The 15,405-nt window shown below is 70.4% G+C and carries 14 protein-coding genes; 3 read left to right on the forward strand and 11 right to left on the reverse strand.

What is annotated here, in order from left to right:
* The 6 genes from GT042_RS24945 to clpB all read right to left on the reverse strand — a co-directional run.
* Positions 1-1,435 (reverse strand): polyamine aminopropyltransferase (locus GT042_RS24945; protein WP_161310973.1); only part of this gene is annotated, 1,435 nt, incomplete at its 3' end.
* A gap of 73 nt (positions 1,436-1,508) precedes the next feature.
* Complete coding sequence (locus tag GT042_RS24950) at positions 1,509-2,027, reverse strand: DUF2617 family protein (RefSeq protein ID WP_161310974.1); 519 nt, start codon at positions 2,025-2,027, stop codon at positions 1,509-1,511.
* Positions 2,028-2,539: 512 nt separating this feature from the next.
* Entirely contained in the window at positions 2,540-2,827 is a 288-nt protein-coding gene (locus GT042_RS24955) for a hypothetical protein (protein WP_161310975.1), read from the reverse strand.
* Between the two features lie 209 nt (positions 2,828-3,036).
* A complete protein-coding gene (locus GT042_RS24960) occupies positions 3,037-4,173 on the reverse strand; it encodes an aminotransferase class I/II-fold pyridoxal phosphate-dependent enzyme (protein ID WP_237531146.1) in 1,137 nt (378 codons plus the stop codon).
* A gap of 247 nt (positions 4,174-4,420) precedes the next feature.
* The gene (locus tag GT042_RS24965) at positions 4,421-4,948 is read right to left on the reverse strand and encodes a YbjN domain-containing protein (RefSeq protein WP_161310977.1); all 528 of its coding nucleotides are present in this window, start codon (positions 4,946-4,948) and stop codon (positions 4,421-4,423) included.
* Positions 4,949-5,146: 198 nt separating this feature from the next.
* Complete coding sequence (gene clpB / locus GT042_RS24970) at positions 5,147-7,780, reverse strand: ATP-dependent chaperone ClpB (RefSeq protein ID WP_161310978.1); 2,634 nt, start codon at positions 7,778-7,780, stop codon at positions 5,147-5,149.
* A gap of 99 nt (positions 7,781-7,879) precedes the next feature.
* On the opposite strand from clpB, the gene GT042_RS24975 reads away from it, so the two are divergent.
* Positions 7,880-8,299: a pyridoxamine 5'-phosphate oxidase family protein gene (locus tag GT042_RS24975; protein ID WP_161310979.1), complete on the forward strand. Its 420-nt coding sequence runs from the start codon at positions 7,880-7,882 to the stop codon at positions 8,297-8,299.
* 146 nt (positions 8,300-8,445) lie between these two features.
* On the opposite strand, the gene GT042_RS24980 is transcribed toward GT042_RS24975, so the two are convergent.
* On the reverse strand, positions 8,446-8,766 hold the full coding sequence (locus GT042_RS24980; protein ID WP_161310980.1) for a (2Fe-2S)-binding protein: 321 nt from the start codon (positions 8,764-8,766) through the stop codon (positions 8,446-8,448).
* A 324-nt stretch (positions 8,767-9,090) separates the two neighbouring features.
* Here GT042_RS24980 and GT042_RS24985 point away from each other — a divergent pair, with 324 nt between their 5' ends.
* Complete coding sequence (locus GT042_RS24985; protein ID WP_161310981.1) at positions 9,091-10,101, forward strand: helix-turn-helix transcriptional regulator; 1,011 nt, start codon at positions 9,091-9,093, stop codon at positions 10,099-10,101.
* 145 nt (positions 10,102-10,246) lie between these two features.
* Here the strand turns inward: GT042_RS24985 and GT042_RS24990 are convergent, their stop codons facing one another.
* The 4 genes from GT042_RS24990 to dnaK all read right to left on the reverse strand — a co-directional run bounded on the left by GT042_RS24990 (position 10,247) and on the right by dnaK (position 14,529).
* Complete coding sequence (locus GT042_RS24990) at positions 10,247-10,714, reverse strand: helix-turn-helix domain-containing protein (RefSeq protein ID WP_161310982.1); 468 nt, start codon at positions 10,712-10,714, stop codon at positions 10,247-10,249.
* A 6-nt stretch (positions 10,715-10,720) separates the two neighbouring features.
* Positions 10,721-11,920 (reverse strand): molecular chaperone DnaJ, encoded by a 1,200-nt coding sequence (dnaJ, locus tag GT042_RS24995; protein WP_161310983.1) that lies wholly within the window; start codon positions 11,918-11,920, stop codon positions 10,721-10,723.
* Between the two features lie 75 nt (positions 11,921-11,995).
* On the reverse strand, positions 11,996-12,667 hold the full coding sequence (grpE, locus tag GT042_RS25000; protein ID WP_161310984.1) for a nucleotide exchange factor GrpE: 672 nt from the start codon (positions 12,665-12,667) through the stop codon (positions 11,996-11,998).
* Entirely contained in the window at positions 12,664-14,529 is a 1,866-nt protein-coding gene (gene dnaK, locus GT042_RS25005; RefSeq protein ID WP_161310985.1) for a molecular chaperone DnaK, read from the reverse strand. Before dnaK ends, grpE begins: the two co-directional genes overlap by 4 nt.
* A 315-nt stretch (positions 14,530-14,844) precedes the next feature.
* Between dnaK and GT042_RS25010 the strand changes: the two genes are divergently transcribed.
* The coding region (locus GT042_RS25010; protein ID WP_161310986.1) for a sugar transferase at positions 14,845-15,405 on the forward strand (561 nt) is incomplete at its 3' end.

Here is a 15,405-nt window from a genome sequence, read left to right on the forward strand (position 1 = left end):
GGTCCGGGCCCGCCGTGAAGCGGGTGAGGCGGCCCTCCGCCCGGTAGGGGCTCGTACCGAACCCGGCCGCCCGGAGCGTCGCGTCGACCGTCCAGTACGTACGCGGCTGGGCCGTCGGCGAGCCCGCGTGCACCGCCAGCCGGCCGCCGTCCGCGAGGACCCCGCGCGCGAGGGCGTAGAACTCCTCCGAGTACAGCTTCGTGCTGGCGGTGATGCCCGGGTTCGGCAGGTCCGAGACGATCACGTCGTACGGCTCACCGTGCCACGCGCGCAGCCAGGCGAACGCGTCCGCCGTCACCACCCGCAGCCTCGGGTCGTCGTACGCGTGCCCGTTCAGCTCCGACAGGGCCGGGTCCGCACGGGCCAGCCGGACCACCCCGGGGTCCAGCTCCACGACCGTGACGGCACGGACGTCCCCGTACCGCAGCACCTCCCGCGCGGCCAGGCCGTCGCCCCCGCCCAGGACCAGCACCCGGCCGTGCGGCCCGCGCATCGCGGGGTGCACGAGCGCCTCGTGGTAGCGGTACTCGTCGCGCCCGCTGACCCGCAGCCGCCCGTCCAGGTACAGGTCGAGCGGCTCGCCCCGCCCGCCCGTGAGCACCACCTCCTGGACCTCCGTGTGCACCGCGACCCGCACCCCGTCCCCGTACACGGCCCGCCGCGCGGCCCGTTCGAAGTCGTCCACGAGCACCGCGGTCGTCGCCAGGACGGCCAGCACCAGGATGTTGACGATCACCAGCAACAGCCGGGAACGCGGGGTCAGGTCCCGGCGGAAGACCCACAGGACGAGCGCCCCGCCCGCCAGCGCGTTGACCGCGCCCGTCAGCAGCGCGCCGGTCAACTGGCCCAGCCACGGCAGCAGCAGGAACGGAAAGGCGAGGCCGCCGACCAGCGCGCCCACGTAGTCGGCGGCGAACAGGTCCGCGACCGTCCCGCCCGCGTCCTGCCGGGAGACCCGCTGGATGAGCGTCATCAGCAGAGGGATCTCCGCGCCGATCAGGACGCCGATGGCGAGCGAGAAGGCGACCAGCGCCGGCCGGGACTCGCCGACCCACGCGAAGCTCGCGTACAGGACCAGCGCCGAACAGCCCCCCAGCAGCGCGAGCGCCGCCTCCACCAGCCCGAACCCGACCGCCGCCCAGGGCCGTAATCGCTTGGCGAGCAGCGAGCCGACGCCCATCGCGAAGACCATCACCGAGAGCACGACGGACGCCTGCGTGACGGAGTCACCGATCAGGTACGAGGCGAGCGCGACCAGCTCCAGCTCGTACACCAGTCCACACGCGGCGCAGATGAAGACCACCGCGAGAATCAGGAAGCGCCCGGCATCCGGCCGGACGGGCAGCCGCGCCCCGCCCTGCGGCGGTCCGCCTGGAGGGGGCCCACCGTGAGGCGGTCCACCCTGCGGTGGCGAGGAGACGGACTGCTCGATCATGCAGTAACGCTACGTCACAGCAAGTGGGCGGTTTGTCACCCACACGGGTGTAAAAAACGGCGCAAGCGTGTAACTACAGCGTGGCGGGCGTACGGACCCCGATCCGGGTCCGTGTGACGACGAGCCGCCCCTCCTGGGGGTACGCGTGCCACGTGCGCCAGCCCAGCTGACCCTTCTCGCGGTGCGCGACCATCGCGGTGAACGCGTGCGGGGAGCCGGGAAACGTCCCGGCCAGCCCGTTCGGGTGGTCGGTGACCAGCGCGAGCAGCTCCTGCGCGCGGGCCGCGAACTTGCCGGGCGACAGCGTCTCGACCCGCGCGGCGAATTCGTACTCCCACTCGCCCAGACGCTCGGAGACGCCGAGCGGCAGCGGTGTGCTGCTGCCGGGGATGCAGGCGACGGTCTCGGAGCAGGTCCCCCGCTCCTCCTCCACGAGGACCTGGTGGGAGGCGCCGAGGAGCCTGAGCTGGAGTGTCGTACCGGACAGTTCGAGATCGAGGACGGCCAGGGCGGGAAGCGGCTCCCGGCCCAACGCCCAGGCCAGATCGGCGGCACGGGTGTCGGTGTAGGCGGTATTGAGGGTCGTGAGCATGGGTCGGCTCCGCAAACACGCTTGACGGGTGGACCGGGGACGTCCCGGGAACGAGCGAATGGACTGGGTGAGGAAGGGGGCCCGCCCGGTTCGAACGAGGGCCGGGGGCTGGGGCTCTCCACAGCGAGGGAATCACGAACTACGCGGCAGTCACAGCGTTTTTACCCAACTTGGCGGGGTTTCCATCCCCATGGGGGCTGCTCGGTTCAACTGTTCACCAGAAAACGAAGATGAAGTCAACGAACCGGTCAACATGGGTACTTCGGCCACGCGCCGGCGGCCCGGGAGGTACGGGCGGCCTCGCGGAACACACACTCCCGACGCGTCCCGGCACACCCTCCCGACACACCTCGGCATACCCTCCCGGCACATTCCGCCCTACCTTCCCGGCACATTGCGGTCCGCCTTCCCGGCGCCTGCTCCCGGCACGTGCGAACACGGCAGTGCCCGGTGGGCACCTGCTCCCCACCGGGCACTGTCGTCGGTCACAGCTGCGGACCGGCTGCCCCGTGTCAGCCGCCTCCGCCGCCGCATCCCCCGCCACCGCCGCACGACGACCCGCCGCCGCAGGAGGAACCCCCGCCCCCGCAGGACGCACCACCCCCGTCACCGCCGACGGCGCCACCCCCGGCCCACCAACTGCCTTCGGAGCGCTTCTTCTTGGCACCGTTCTTCTTCAACGACGTCGCGCCGCTGACGGCCTTCGTACGCCGCCGGTCACGAGTGACACTCCCGACCACCGCCTTCACCGCTATCGCGATCACCACGAACACGACGAACGCGATCACCAGACCTGCCATGGCCCCCACCGTCCTTCACTTCCCCCGAAGCGAGACCCTCGCGCCTTCGCGTGGCCGACTCCGCTACTTACCGGCTTCCTTCCCTCCTTGCGATTCCTGCGTTTCCTGCGTGACAGGGATGTCCCCCCACGCCCCCACGCCCAAAGCCGAATTGAGCAACTCCAGAGGTTCGAACCCGATTCGCACACCGGCCCCGCGCCCCACACGCATCACCGCGCGAGCACCGACAGCCGCTCCACCGCCGTCCCCAACACGTCGGCCCTCTTGCAGAACGAGAAGCGCACCAGCCAGGCCGGCGCGTCCGCGCCCACGTAGAACGCCGAGGTGGGGATCGCCACCACTCCGGTACGGGCCGGCAGGTCGCGGCAGAAGTCGACGCCGTTCTCGTACCCCGCCGGGCGTACGTCGGCCTGGACGAAGTAGCCCGCGTCCGCGCGGAAGGGGCGCAGGCCGGCCGCCGCGAGTCCGGTGCTCAGGAGGTCCCGGTGCGCGCGCAGGGTGCCGCGCAGCTCCGCCGCCCACTCCTCCACCGAGCCTAGGGCCCGGGCGAGCGCTTCCTGGTACGGCGTACCCGAGGCGTACGTCAGGAACTGCTTCGCCGCCCCCACCGCGGCCACCAGCGGCGCGGGCCCGCAGACCCAACCGATCTTCCAGCCCGTCGTGTTGAAGGTCTTGCCGGCCGACGAGACGACCACCGTGCGCTCCCGCATCCCCGGCAGCGCGGCGACGGCCAGGTGCCGGACGCCGTCCTCGTACACGAGGTGCTCGTACACCTCGTCCGTGATCACCGTCAGGTCGTACGTACGGCACACGTCCGCGACCTCGGCCAGTTCCGCCGGGGTGAAGACCTTGCCGGTGGGGTTGTGCGGGGTGTTCAGGATCAGTACGCGGGTACGGGGGGAGACCGCGGCGCGCAGCGCGTCCGCGTCCAGCGCGAAGTGGTCCCCGTCGAGGGCCAGCGGTACGGGGACGAGCGTGGCCCCCGCGAGCCGGGCGTCCGCCGCGTACGCGTCGTAGCACGGGTCGAAGGCGACGACCTCGTCGCCGGGGTCGCAGAAGGCCAGCACGGCGGCGGCGAGCGCCTCGGTCGCGCCGGTCGTGACGAGGACCTCGCCGACCGGGTCGTACGCGAGCCCGTACCGCCGCAGCTGATGCGCGGCGACGGCCTCGCGCAGGGCGGGGAAGCCGACGGCGGGCGGGTACTGGTTGTGCCCGGCGAGCACGGCATCGGCCACGTCACGCAGGAGGGCGGGCGGGCTGGGTAGCTCGGGGACGCCCTGGCCGAGGTTGATCGCGCCGGTGCTCCGGGCCAGCTCGGTCATCTCGGTGAAGATGGACGTCCCCATCCCCCGCACGCGCCCGGCGACCGACCAGTCGCGCGCGCCGCCCCCCGTACCCACACCGACGCCCGTACCCACACCCACACCCACACCCACACCCAGATCCATGTCCACGCCTCTACCTGTCCGCCGGTCCGCCGGTCGCTGGTCCGTCTCTGCGAAAAGCCCGGCCAGGGCGGCGATCGTGGTGATCACTGCCCTGGCCGGGCTGTCGTTCCGCTGCGGGAACCTACCCGCTGTGCCCCGGACCCTCTCAGGCGTCCTCGGGGTTCTCGTCGCCCGGCGCGAGGCCGAACTGCTCGAGCAGCCACTTGTCGAACTCGATCGACGCGCGGACCCAGCTGACCGTGGACGACACGAAGTGCTCCAGGTTGACGCCCATGCTGATCAGCATCTGGGCCTCACCGATGAGGCGGATGGTGGGCGGACCGTCCCCCTCCTCGTGGATGTGGCTGTACACCTTGGGCCACAGCGTCCGGCGGTTCCAGTCGTCGATCGCGTCGAGGATCTTGTCCTTGTCCGTGATCGGGTGCGGCCGGTCGTAGAACGTCCGCACCGAGAAGACCTGCTGGTCGTCCTCGCCGCGGAACATGAAGTACGTACGGAATTCCTCCCACGGCGCCGCGAGGTCACCCTCGTCGTCGACGACGTACTTCAGCTCCATCTGTTCGAGCAGCTGCTTGACCAGATCCTGGTCGGGGACGACGGGGCCCGCCGGTCCTGCACCCTGCGGCTGGGGCGGTCCCCCGAAATTCGGAATCGAGGACGGGTCGATAGACATCGCTGGAAACTCCTGAGGATGGCGTGCGTGCCGTTGTCTGCGGACGACCCTAGTCGCGATCGTCGGCGGGTGGCCCTCCGGCCCGGACGGAAACAACCTGTCCGTCCAGCCTATGGCCTGTCCGGCCCCGGCGGGACGGACCGGCGAGGCCGGCCTGTCCCGCCGCCGCGGACCTGCTGGAACGCGCTACGGCGCTGGCTAGAGCGTCTTCCCGGTCGGCGCGGTCCCGGGCTCCTCCGGCTCCTCCGGGCCTCCCGGGCCCACGATCAGGCCGTCGCCGAAGCGGGCCACGCGGACCGTGTCGCCGTCCGTGATCTCGCCCGCCAGGATCTCCTTCGCCAGCTGGTCGCCGATCGCCGTCTGGATCAGGCGGCGCAGGGGGCGGGCGCCGTACGCCGGGTCGTTGCCCTCCTCCGCCAGCCAGGCCAGGGCCTCGGGCGTGACGTCCAGGGTCAGGCGGCGTTCCGCCAGGCGGGCGGCCAGGCGGTCGATCTGGAGGCTTGCGATGTGGGCCAGCTCGTCCTTGGACAGGGCCGAGAAGACCACCAGGTCGTCCAGGCGGTTCAGGAACTCCGGCTTGAAGGAGGCCCGTACGACCGTCAGGACCTGCTGTTTCTTCTCCTCCTCGCCCGTCAGCGGCTCGACCAGGAACTGGCTGCCCAGGTTCGACGTCAGGACCAGGATGGTGTTGCGGAAGTCGACCGTCCGGCCCTGGCCGTCCGTGAGGCGGCCGTCGTCCAGGACCTGGAGCAGGATGTCGAAGACCTCGGGATGGGCCTTCTCCACCTCGTCCAGGAGGATCACCGAGTACGGGCGCCGGCGCACCGCCTCCGTGAGCTGGCCGCCCTCCTCGTAGCCGACGTACCCGGGAGGCGCGCCGACCAGCCGGGCCACCGAGTGCTTCTCGCCGTACTCGCTCATGTCGATGCGGACCATCGCCCGCTCGTCGTCGAAGAGGAAGTCCGCGAGCGCCTTCGCCAGCTCCGTCTTGCCGACGCCCGTCGGGCCGAGGAAGAGGAAGGATCCGGTGGGCCGGTCGGGGTCGGCGATTCCGGCGCGGGTACGGCGTACCGCGTCGGACACCGCCTGCACGGCCTCGTGCTGGCCGACCAGGCGCTTGCCCAGCTCCTGCTCCATCCGCAGCAGCTTCTGCGTCTCGCCCTCCAGCAGCCGCCCCGCCGGGATTCCGGTCCAGGAGCCGACCACGTCCGCGATGTCGTCGGGGCCGACCTCCTCCTTGACCATCGTGTCCTTGGAGGCTTCCTGTTCGGCCTCCGCGGCCTCCTCCAGCTCACGCTCCAGGCCGGGGATCTCGCCGTACAGCAGCTTGGACGCGGTGTCGAAGTCCCCGTCGCGCTGCGCGCGCTCCGCCTGGCCGCGCAGGTCGTCCAGGCGCTCCTTCAGTTCACCGACGCGGTTGAGGCCCTGCTTCTCCTTCTCCCAGCGCGCGTTCAGCCCGCGCAGCTCCTCCTCGCGGTCCGCGAGGTCGCGGCGCAGCTTCTCCAGCCGCTGCTTGGAGGCGGGGTCGGACTCGTTCTTGAGCGCCAGCTCCTCCATACGGAGGCGGTCGACGGCCCGCTGGAGTTCGTCGATCTCCAGCGGCGAGGAGTCGATCTCCATCCGGAGGCGGGACGCGGCCTCGTCCACCAGGTCGATGGCCTTGTCGGGCAGGAACCGCGAGGTGATGTACCGGTCGGAGAGGGTGGCCGCGGCGACCAGTGCCGCGTCCGCGATCTGGACCTTGTGGTGGGCCTCGTACCGGCCCTTGAGCCCGCGCAGGATCGCGATGGTGTCCTCGACGTTCGGCTCCGCCACCAGCACCTGCTGGAAGCGCCGCTCCAGCGCCGCGTCCTTCTCGATCCGCTCGCGGTACTCGTCCAGGGTCGTCGCGCCGACCATCCGCAGCTCGCCGCGCGCGAGCATCGGCTTGAGCATGTTGCCCGCGTCCATGGCCGAGTCGCCGCCGGCGCCCGCGCCGACGACGGTGTGCAGTTCGTCGATGAACGTGATGATCTGTCCGTCGCTGCCCTTGATCTCGGCGAGGACGGTCTTGAGGCGCTCCTCGAACTCGCCTCGGTACTTCGCGCCGGCCACCATCGCACCGAGGTCCAGCGAAACCAGCCGCTTGTTCTTCAGCGATTCCGGCACGTCGCCCTTGACAATCCGCTGCGCGAGCCCCTCGACGACGGCGGTCTTGCCGACGCCGGGCTCACCGATCAGCACCGGATTGTTCTTCGTACGGCGTGACAGCACCTGCACCACCCGCCGGATCTCCTGGTCCCGGCCGATGACCGGGTCGAGCCTGCCCTCGCGGGCGGCGGCGGTGAAATCGGTGCCGAACTTCTCCAGGGCCTTGTACTGGCCCTCCGGGTCGGGTGTGGTCACCCGGCGCCCTCCCCTTGCCTTCTCGAACGCGTCCAGCAGCTTTTTCGCCCCGGCGCCCTGCCGGTCCAGCACCTCCCCGGTCCGCCCGCCCTTCGCGGCGATGCCGATCAGCAGGTGCTCGGTGGAAAGGTATTCGTCGCCCAGCTCCTTCGCCCGCCGGTCGGCGTCCGCGATGACGGCCAGCAGCTCGCGGTTGGGCTGCGGGGGCGCCACGGTGGAGCCGGCGGCGGTCGGCAGGGCCGCCAGCAGCCGCTCCGTACCGGACCGTACCGCCGCCTGGTCCGCCTCGACGGCGGTCAGCAGATCGGTGACGTTCTCGTTGTCCTGGCCCGAGAGCAGGGCGAGCAGCAGGTGGGCAGGGGTCAGGTCGGCGTGGCCCGCCGCCACGGCCCTGCTGGTGGCGGCGTTGATGGCATCCCGGCTCTTGTTGGTCAGCTCGGCGTCCACGGGCGCTTTCTCCTCCTCGCGCGGATCTCAACTCTGACTCAGGCAACCTATGCAAAGTTGAGTCTATTCCACTCAGGGTCGCACGCCTACGCTTTCCGCATGGCTCTTGACGTACACCACCCCAGCCCCGAGTTTCTCGCGTTCTGGCGGGAGTACCACTTGTGCACGCTGACCACCCTGCGGGCCGACGGCACGCCGCACGTGGTCGCGGTGGGGGTGACGTACGACCCGGAGGCAGGCCTCGCACGGGTCATCACCAACAAGAACAGCAGGAAGGTGGCCAACATCCTGGCGTCGGGCGCTCGGAGCGCCGGCGCGTCAGGCGCGCGCGTCGCGGTCTGCCAGGTGCACAAGAGGCGCTGGGCGACCCTGGAGGGCGTCGCGACCATCCGTACGGAACGGGAAGCCGTCGCAGACGCCGAAAGCCGTTACGCGGAGCGCTACGGACGCACTCCCGCGCCCAACCCGGACCGGGTTGTCATCGAGATCGCCCTGGACCGGGCGCTCGGTCGCGCGTGATCGTCCGGTCGGGGCCAGGGGGGTGCCCCGACCGGACGTGCCCGCACGCGGGCGGGGGGCACAGCGGCGCCATCGTGTTTCAGGTCCACGATGGCGCCGCTGTGTGGGGGAAGTGCCGGAGCGATTTACAACGACGGGGGAATCGCTCAGGCACTGCGGGGGGTGGCGAGGATGGTCTTGGGTTCGACCAGCTGGTGATCACGCTGGTCGAGGTTCACGAAAATCATGTCGTACCGGATGGCACAGCGGACGGGCTGTGGGGCGCCCCTCGGCTTCCGCAGGCAACGGTAGGCCCGGACATCGTCGTCCTCCTCGCGTACCACGAGGATCGGCTCTCCGAACAGGGTCACTGTCAGCGAGTCGCCACGGTGCGGAATCGCCGTGACAAGGTCGATGAAGTGCCAGCCCGACCGGTAAGCCGTGGCCATCTCCCGCCGGAAGACCCGGTCGTCCGGCGGGACAGTCATGCGCCGGTGCCAGCCGGCTCGCCCCAGGCGATGTCCGTCGGGGCCGGGCCCCACGCGATGTCACCCGCTGCCGCACCCCACGCGATGTCGCCGGCTCCAGCGGCCTGCGATCCGGCAGGCGTGGTGACCCGACCTGCGTCTCCCCCGACAGCCAGCACACCACAGGCCAGAGCCGCAGAGAAAGCAGTGGCAGCCACCGCGCGAAGCATTCTCTTATACATAGTCGGCTTCGTCCTCACTTAATGGGTTCCTCTTCCCCCGCCATGAAGACGATGTCCCACCCGGGCACACCAACGCCACCGGATCGAGGCATCATGTTCCTGTATGTTCAGGACCCTGGGGGGTGGAGATTTGCCCGCAAGAGACACAAACCCGACACATCCCCATGCCATCACCGATATGTGTGATGAGGGCAGGCGGCTTTACGCCAGTGCGCTGCGCTCCGGACGCATCGCCCGGAGCGAAGCCGCGGTGGCTCCGTGCCTCATGGAATTCCCGCTTCTGCACCCGGATCCGGACGATGCGGACTGGCTTCGCCCCGTTCCACCGTCCGCGGCGCTCGCCCAGCGGCTCCACCCCATCGAGCGGGAGATCCAGGAGAGGCGACATTTCGCCGTCGAACTGACCGACTCTTTCGAGCCGTTCATGACGATCAGCGCGCAGGATCCGCCCATCACCCACGCGATCACGGTCCTGGAGGGCGACAGCCGGATCAACGCGGCGCTCGACCTCTCCACCGCCGAGTGCAAAACGGAAGTACTGACCCTGCAACCGGGCGGCGGCAGGAGCGCGCATCTGCTCGCCCAGGGGCTGGAGCGCGGCAGGGCGGTCGTGAACCGCGGGGTCAGCATCCGAACCTTGTACCAGCACACGGCACGTCACAGCCAGGGCACCCTGGCGTACGCGGAGATGCTGGGCAAGAGCACGGTGGAGATCAGGACACTGGAAGAACTCACCGAGCGCCTGATCATCTTCGACAGGACCGTCGCGTACATCCCCGCCAGGTCCGACCGCCAAGTGGCCCTTGAGCTGCGGCACCCGGGGCTCGTGGACTACCTGGCGCAGGTGTTCGAGCAGCTCTGGCGGCGCGCCACGCCCCTCACGGAGCAGGTGGAGTACGAGCCGACCCCGGCCGGCATCACGGGCGTCCAGCGGACCATCGCGCAACTCCTGGTGGAGGGGTACGTGGACGAGGCCATCGCGCGGCGGCTCGGGATGAACGTACGGACGTGCCGCGCGCACATCGCCAAGCTCGCCACCACGCTGGGCAGCGGCAGCCGTGCGCAACTCGGCTACCTGATCGCGAATTCGGGGATCCTGAACCAGCAGTCGTGACCAGCAGCCATGACCGGCAGCCGTGACCAGCATCCTGCATGCGCGGGCCTCTTGAAGAACCCTTCGGACGCAGCACAACGCCCCCGGAGCCGACCAAGGCTCCGGGGGCGTGCTGTTGGGTCTCTCGTGCCGCTCTGGCGGCCCGCTACGGCCTCTCCGCCGGCCGCCACACCACCAGCGCGCCGGTGGCCTGTACGTCCGTGTACGGCACCAGGTCGCGGCGGTACGAGGCATGCACCTGCGCCTCGCGCTGGCGCATCGCCGCCGCCGCGCCGTCCACGGCCGCCGAGAGCTCGGCGACGCGGGCCTGGAGCGCGGCGACCTGGTTCTCCAGCTCGATGATCCGCTTGATGCCCGCGAGGTTGATGCCCTCGTCCTGGGACAGGGCCTGCACCTGGCGGAGCAGCTCGATGTCACGGGCCGAGTAGCGCCGGCCCCGCCCCGCCGTACGGTCCGGGGAGACCAGGCCCAGGCGGTCGTACTGCCGGAGGGTCTGCGGGTGCAGACCCGAGAGCTGGGCCGCCACCGAGATGACGTACACCGGCGTCTCCTCGGTCAGTTCGTACGCCCTGCCGAACGCAGAGGGCGGTCTGCGCCGCCCGTCCCTGTCCATCTCGGGTCATGCTCCCTTCGCGGCCTGGAACAACTCCGCCCGCGGGTCGTCGTCCGCGGTCGCCTTCCGGTAGGCCTCCAGCGCGTCCCGTGCCTCCACGCCGAGGTCCTTGGGGACGGCGACCTCGACGGTGACCAAGAGGTCACCGCGGCTGCCGTCCTTGCGTACGGCTCCCTTGCCACGGGCGCGCATCGTACGCCCGTTCGGGGTCCCCGCGGGCAGTTTCAGCGTGACCGGGGGGCCGCCGAGCGTCGGCACCTTCACCTCGCCGCCCAGCGTCGCCTCCGTGAAGGAGACCGGCACCGTCACGGTGAGGTTGTCGCCCTTCCGGCCGAAGACCGGGTGGGCGCCGACGTGCACGACCACGTACAGATCGCCGGCCGGCCCGCCGCGCTCGCCGGGGGCGCCCTTGCCGCGCAGCCTGATCCGCTGGTTGTCGCTGACGCCCGCCGGGATCCGTACCTGCATCGTCCTGGACGACCTGGCGCGCCCGCTGCCCTTGCAGACCTCACAGGGGTCCTGGGCGATCAGACCGCGGCCCTTGCAGTCCACGCACGGGTCGGTGAGCGAGAAGCCGCCACCGGTGCCGCGGGAGACCTGTCCGGTGCCCACACAGGTCGGGCAGACCCGCGGCGTGCCGTTCTTGTCCCCCGTACCCGAACAGGCCTTGCAGGGCGCCTGGCTGGACATCCGCAGCGGGACCGTGGCCCCGTCGACCGCCTCGGTAAAGCTGAGCGTCACCTCGGACTCGATGTCCTGGCCGCGGCGCGGCTGCACGCGGGTGGTGCCGGGGCCTCCCCGGTTGAAGAGGCCGCCGAACATGTCCCCGATGCCGCCACCGCCGCCGCCGAAGCCGCCGCCCTGCGCCGTTCCCGTACCACCGCCGCCCGGGGCGCCCCCGAAGAGGTCGCCCAGGTCGAAGTTGAAGGAACCGCCGCCGGCGCCGGGTCCCGGCCGGAAGCCGCCGTTGCCGAAGAGCGCGCGGGCCTCGTCGTACTCCTTGCGGCGCTTGGCGTCGCCGAGCACGTCGTTGGCCTCGGAGATCTCCTTGAAGCGCTCCTCGGCCTTCGCGTCACCCTTGTTGGCGTCCGGGTGGAACTCGCGGGCGAGCTTCCGGTACGCCTTCTTGATCTCGGCCTCGGTGGCGTCCTTGGGGACGCCGAGAACCTTGTAGTAGTCCTTCTCCACGAAGTCCTTCGTGCTCATTCCCGACGTCCCTCCTCTCCACCGGCCACCCTCACGCCGTCCGTACGTACGCCACCCCGCTCGGGGGCGTCACCGTCAGCCCTCGTCGGGGCCACCGTCGTCCTTGCCTTGGGCGGACGAGCCGGACTCGCCCGCCTCCTCCGCCGACTTCGGCGTCGCCCCCGGCTGGGGCTCCGCCACCGCGACCCGGGCGGGCCTGATCGTCCGCTCGCCGAACCGGTACCCAGGCTGAAGGATCGCGACGCAGGTGTCTTCCGTGACATCCGGCGCATACGAGTGCATCAGCGCTTCGTGGATCGTCGGGTCGAAGGGCTCGCCCTCCTTGCCGAACTGCTGGAGGCCCATCTTGGCGACGATGGTCTCCAGCGACTCGGCGACCGACTTGAAGCCGCCCACCAGCTCTTCGTGCTCCCGGGCGCGCCCGATGTCGTCGAGCACCGGCAGCAGCTCCGTCAGGAGCTTCGCGACGGCGATCTCCTTGACGGTGACCCGGTCGCGCTCCACCCGGCGGCGGTAGTTCTGGTACTCGGCCTGGAGCCGCTGGAGGTCCGCCGTACGCTCGGCGAGCGCCGTACGCACCTGGTCCAGCTGCGCTGTCAGAGCTATGTCGTTCACGTCCCCGGCCGGGGCCGCCGGGCCGGTCTCCTTCGCGGAGTCCGGCCCGCCGGCCTGCGGCGCGGCGTCTTCGGGGGTCGCGCCGGAGGGGACGTCAGGCTTCTCTTCGAAGCCCGGGGTCTCCTCGGTCACGCGGCACCGCCCTTGGTGTCACGCTCGTCGTCCACGATCTCGGCGTCGACGACGTCGTCCGTACCGTCCTGGGAGGCCTGGCCCTGCTGGCCGCCCGGCGCCTCGGCACCGGCGGTGGCACCCTCGGCCTGGGCGTTGGCGTACATCGCCTGGCCCAGCTTCTGGGAGACGGCCGCGACCTTCTCGGTGGACGTACGGATCTCGGCGGTGTCCTCGCCCTTGAGCTTCTCCTTCAGCTCGGCGATGGACTCCTCGACCTCGGTCTTGACGTCGCCGGGGACCTTGTCCTCGTTGTCCTTGAGGAACTTCTCCGTCTGGTAGACGAGCTGCTCCGCCTGGTTGCGCGTCTCGGCGGCCTCGCGGCGCTTGTGGTCCTCGTCCGCGTACTGCTCGGCCTCTTCGCGCATCCGGTTGACCTCGTCGCGCGGCAGCGAGGAGCCACCGGTGACGGTCATCTTCTGCTCCTTGCCCGTGCCGAGGTCCTTCGCGGCCACGTGCATGATGCCGTTGGCGTCGATGTCGAAGGCGACCTCGATCTGCGGCACCCCGCGCGGGGCGGGCGGCAGGCCCGTCAGCTCGAACATCCCGAGCTTCTTGTTGTACGCGGCGATCTCGCGCTCGCCCTGGTAGACCTGGATCTGCACCGACGGCTGGTTGTCCTCGGCCGTCGTGAAGATCTCGGAGCGCTTCGTCGGGATCGTCGTGTTGCGCTCGATCAGCTTGGTCATGATGCCGCCCTTGGTCTCGATACCCAGGGACAGCGGGGTCACGTCGAGGAGCAGGACGTCCTTGACCTCACCCTTGAGGACACCGGCCTGGAGCGCGGCACCGATGGCGACGACCTCGTCGGGGTTCACACCCTTGTTGGCGTCACGGCCGCCGGTGAGCTCCTTGACCAGCTCCGCCACGGCGGGCATACGGGTCGAGCCGCCGACGAGCACCACGTGGTCGATCTCGGACAGCGCGATGCCGGCGTCCTTGATGACGTTGTGGAACGGCGTCTTGCAGCGGTCCAGCAGGTCGGAGGTGAGCTGCTGGAACTGCGAGCGGGTGATCTTCTCGTCCAGGTGCAGCGGGCCCTCGGCCGACGCCGTGATGTACGGAAGGTTGATCGTGGTCTCGCTGGACGAGGACAGCTCGATCTTCGCCTTCTCCGCGGCCTCGCGGAGACGCTGGAGAGCCATCTTGTCCTTGGCCAGGTCCACGCCGTGGCCGTTGGCGAACTGCTTCACCAGGAAGTCCACGAGGCGCTGGTCCCAGTCGTCACCACCGAGGTGGTTGTCACCGTTGGTGGCCTTCACCTCGACGACGCCGTCACCGATCTCCAGCAGCGAGACGTCGAACGTACCGCCACCGAGGTCGAAGACCAGGATCGTCTGGTCGTCCTTGTCGAGCCCGTAGGCCAGCGCGGCGGCCGTCGGCTCGTTGACGATGCGCAGGACCGTGAGGCCCGCGATCTCGCCGGCCTCCTTGGTGGCCTGGCGCTCCGAGTCGTTGAAGTACGCCGGGACGGTGATCACCGCGTCGGTGACCTTCTCGCCCAGGTACGCCTCCGCGTCCCGCTTCAGCTTCTGCAGCACGAAGGCCGAGATCTGCTGCGGGTTGAAGTCCTTCCCGTCCAGGTTCATCTTCCAGTCGGTGCCCATGTGGCGCTTGACCGAGCGGATGGTCCTGTCGACGTTCGTGACCGCCTGGCGCTTGGCCACCTCTCCGACGAGCACCTCGCCGTTCTTGGCGAAGGCGACGACGGACGGCGTGGTCCTGGCGCCCTCTGCGTTGGTGATGACGGTGGGCTCGCCGCCTTCGAGAACGCTGACGACGGAGTTAGTCGTGCCCAGGTCGATGCCGACCGCACGTGCCATTTCGATTCCTCCAGCTGACTTGAGTGGAACAGGCTCAAGGATGCATCACGGATCGCGGTGAGTCAAAGGACCTGAGTCCAGGGGGCTCAACAATCGTGCTGGCGCGGTGCAACGGGCCTGGCGGGGGGCTTGTGGGGGGCTTGCGGGGGGCCGCTCGTACGCGGGGCGCCTCCTGCGGCGAGGCGACCGCGTCCTGCGATCGTTCTGTCATAACTTTCTCAAAGGCCCCAAAAGTTCCCCGAAGCCTCCTTGAGCCCTCTTGCCCTCTTGAGCCCCCCGAAGCCCTCTTGAGCCCGGAACGGTCAGGTGTCCGCCATGGAACGACTCACCGCGTGGACGGCGGGGCGAGCGGCACGGCTCGCGGACCCCAAGCGCCTCCTGGACCTGACGCTCGGCTCGGTCCTGCTGGTTCTGGCGGCGCCGGTCCTGCTGGCGGCGGCGGTCACGGAGGCGGTACGGGGCCGGGGGTCGGGCCGGGCCTTCCTCACCGCCGACCGCCGCACCGGCCTGCACGGCCGCCCCTTCGTCCTGCGCGCGCTGCGCACCCGCCGGTTCCGCCTCGACCTGGTGTCCCGGCTGCCCCATGTCGTACGCGGTGACCTGTCCCTGGTCGGGCCCGCCCCGCTGGCACACGGCTCCCCGGCGGCGGCCGCTCCGTGGCGGCAGCTCGTACGGCCGGGCCTGACCGGTCTCGCGCAGGTACGGCGGCACTCGCCGATGCCGTGGGACGAGACCCCGCTCCTGGACCAGCACTACGTCGCGCACCACTGGATCGGCCTCGACCTCCTGATCCTGGTCCGTACGGGCCCGGCCCTCCTCCTGGCCTGTCCGCAACCCCCGCCACGGCCGGAGCCGCGACGCCGGCCCGACCCACGG

Origin of the sequence: Streptomyces sp. SID3212 (assembly GCF_009865405.1) — a bacterium.
Lineage (GTDB): Bacteria > Actinomycetota > Actinomycetes > Streptomycetales > Streptomycetaceae > Streptomyces.

Coding starts and splice junctions, on each gene's coding strand:
- GT042_RS24955 (WP_161310975.1), bottom strand. CDS start 2,827: ATGGCAGGTCTGGTGATCGCGTTCGTCGTGTTCGTGGTGATCGCGATA.
- GT042_RS24975 (WP_161310979.1), top strand. CDS start 7,880: ATGGCTCTTGACGTACACCACCCCAGCCCCGAGTTTCTCGCGTTCTGG.
- GT042_RS24950 (WP_161310974.1), bottom strand. CDS start 2,027: ATGCTCACGACCCTCAATACCGCCTACACCGACACCCGTGCCGCCGAT.
- GT042_RS24980 (WP_161310980.1), bottom strand. CDS start 8,766: ATGACTGTCCCGCCGGACGACCGGGTCTTCCGGCGGGAGATGGCCACG.
- GT042_RS24965 (WP_161310977.1), bottom strand. CDS start 4,948: ATGTCTATCGACCCGTCCTCGATTCCGAATTTCGGGGGACCGCCCCAG.
- GT042_RS24960 (WP_237531146.1), bottom strand. CDS start 4,173: ATGGGGACGTCCATCTTCACCGAGATGACCGAGCTGGCCCGGAGCACC.
- dnaJ (WP_161310983.1), bottom strand. CDS start 11,920: ATGAGCACGAAGGACTTCGTGGAGAAGGACTACTACAAGGTTCTCGGC.
- GT042_RS24990 (WP_161310982.1), bottom strand. CDS start 10,714: ATGGACAGGGACGGGCGGCGCAGACCGCCCTCTGCGTTCGGCAGGGCG.
- GT042_RS24985 (WP_161310981.1), top strand. CDS start 9,091: ATGTTCAGGACCCTGGGGGGTGGAGATTTGCCCGCAAGAGACACAAAC.
- dnaK (WP_161310985.1), bottom strand. CDS start 14,529: ATGGCACGTGCGGTCGGCATCGACCTGGGCACGACTAACTCCGTCGTC.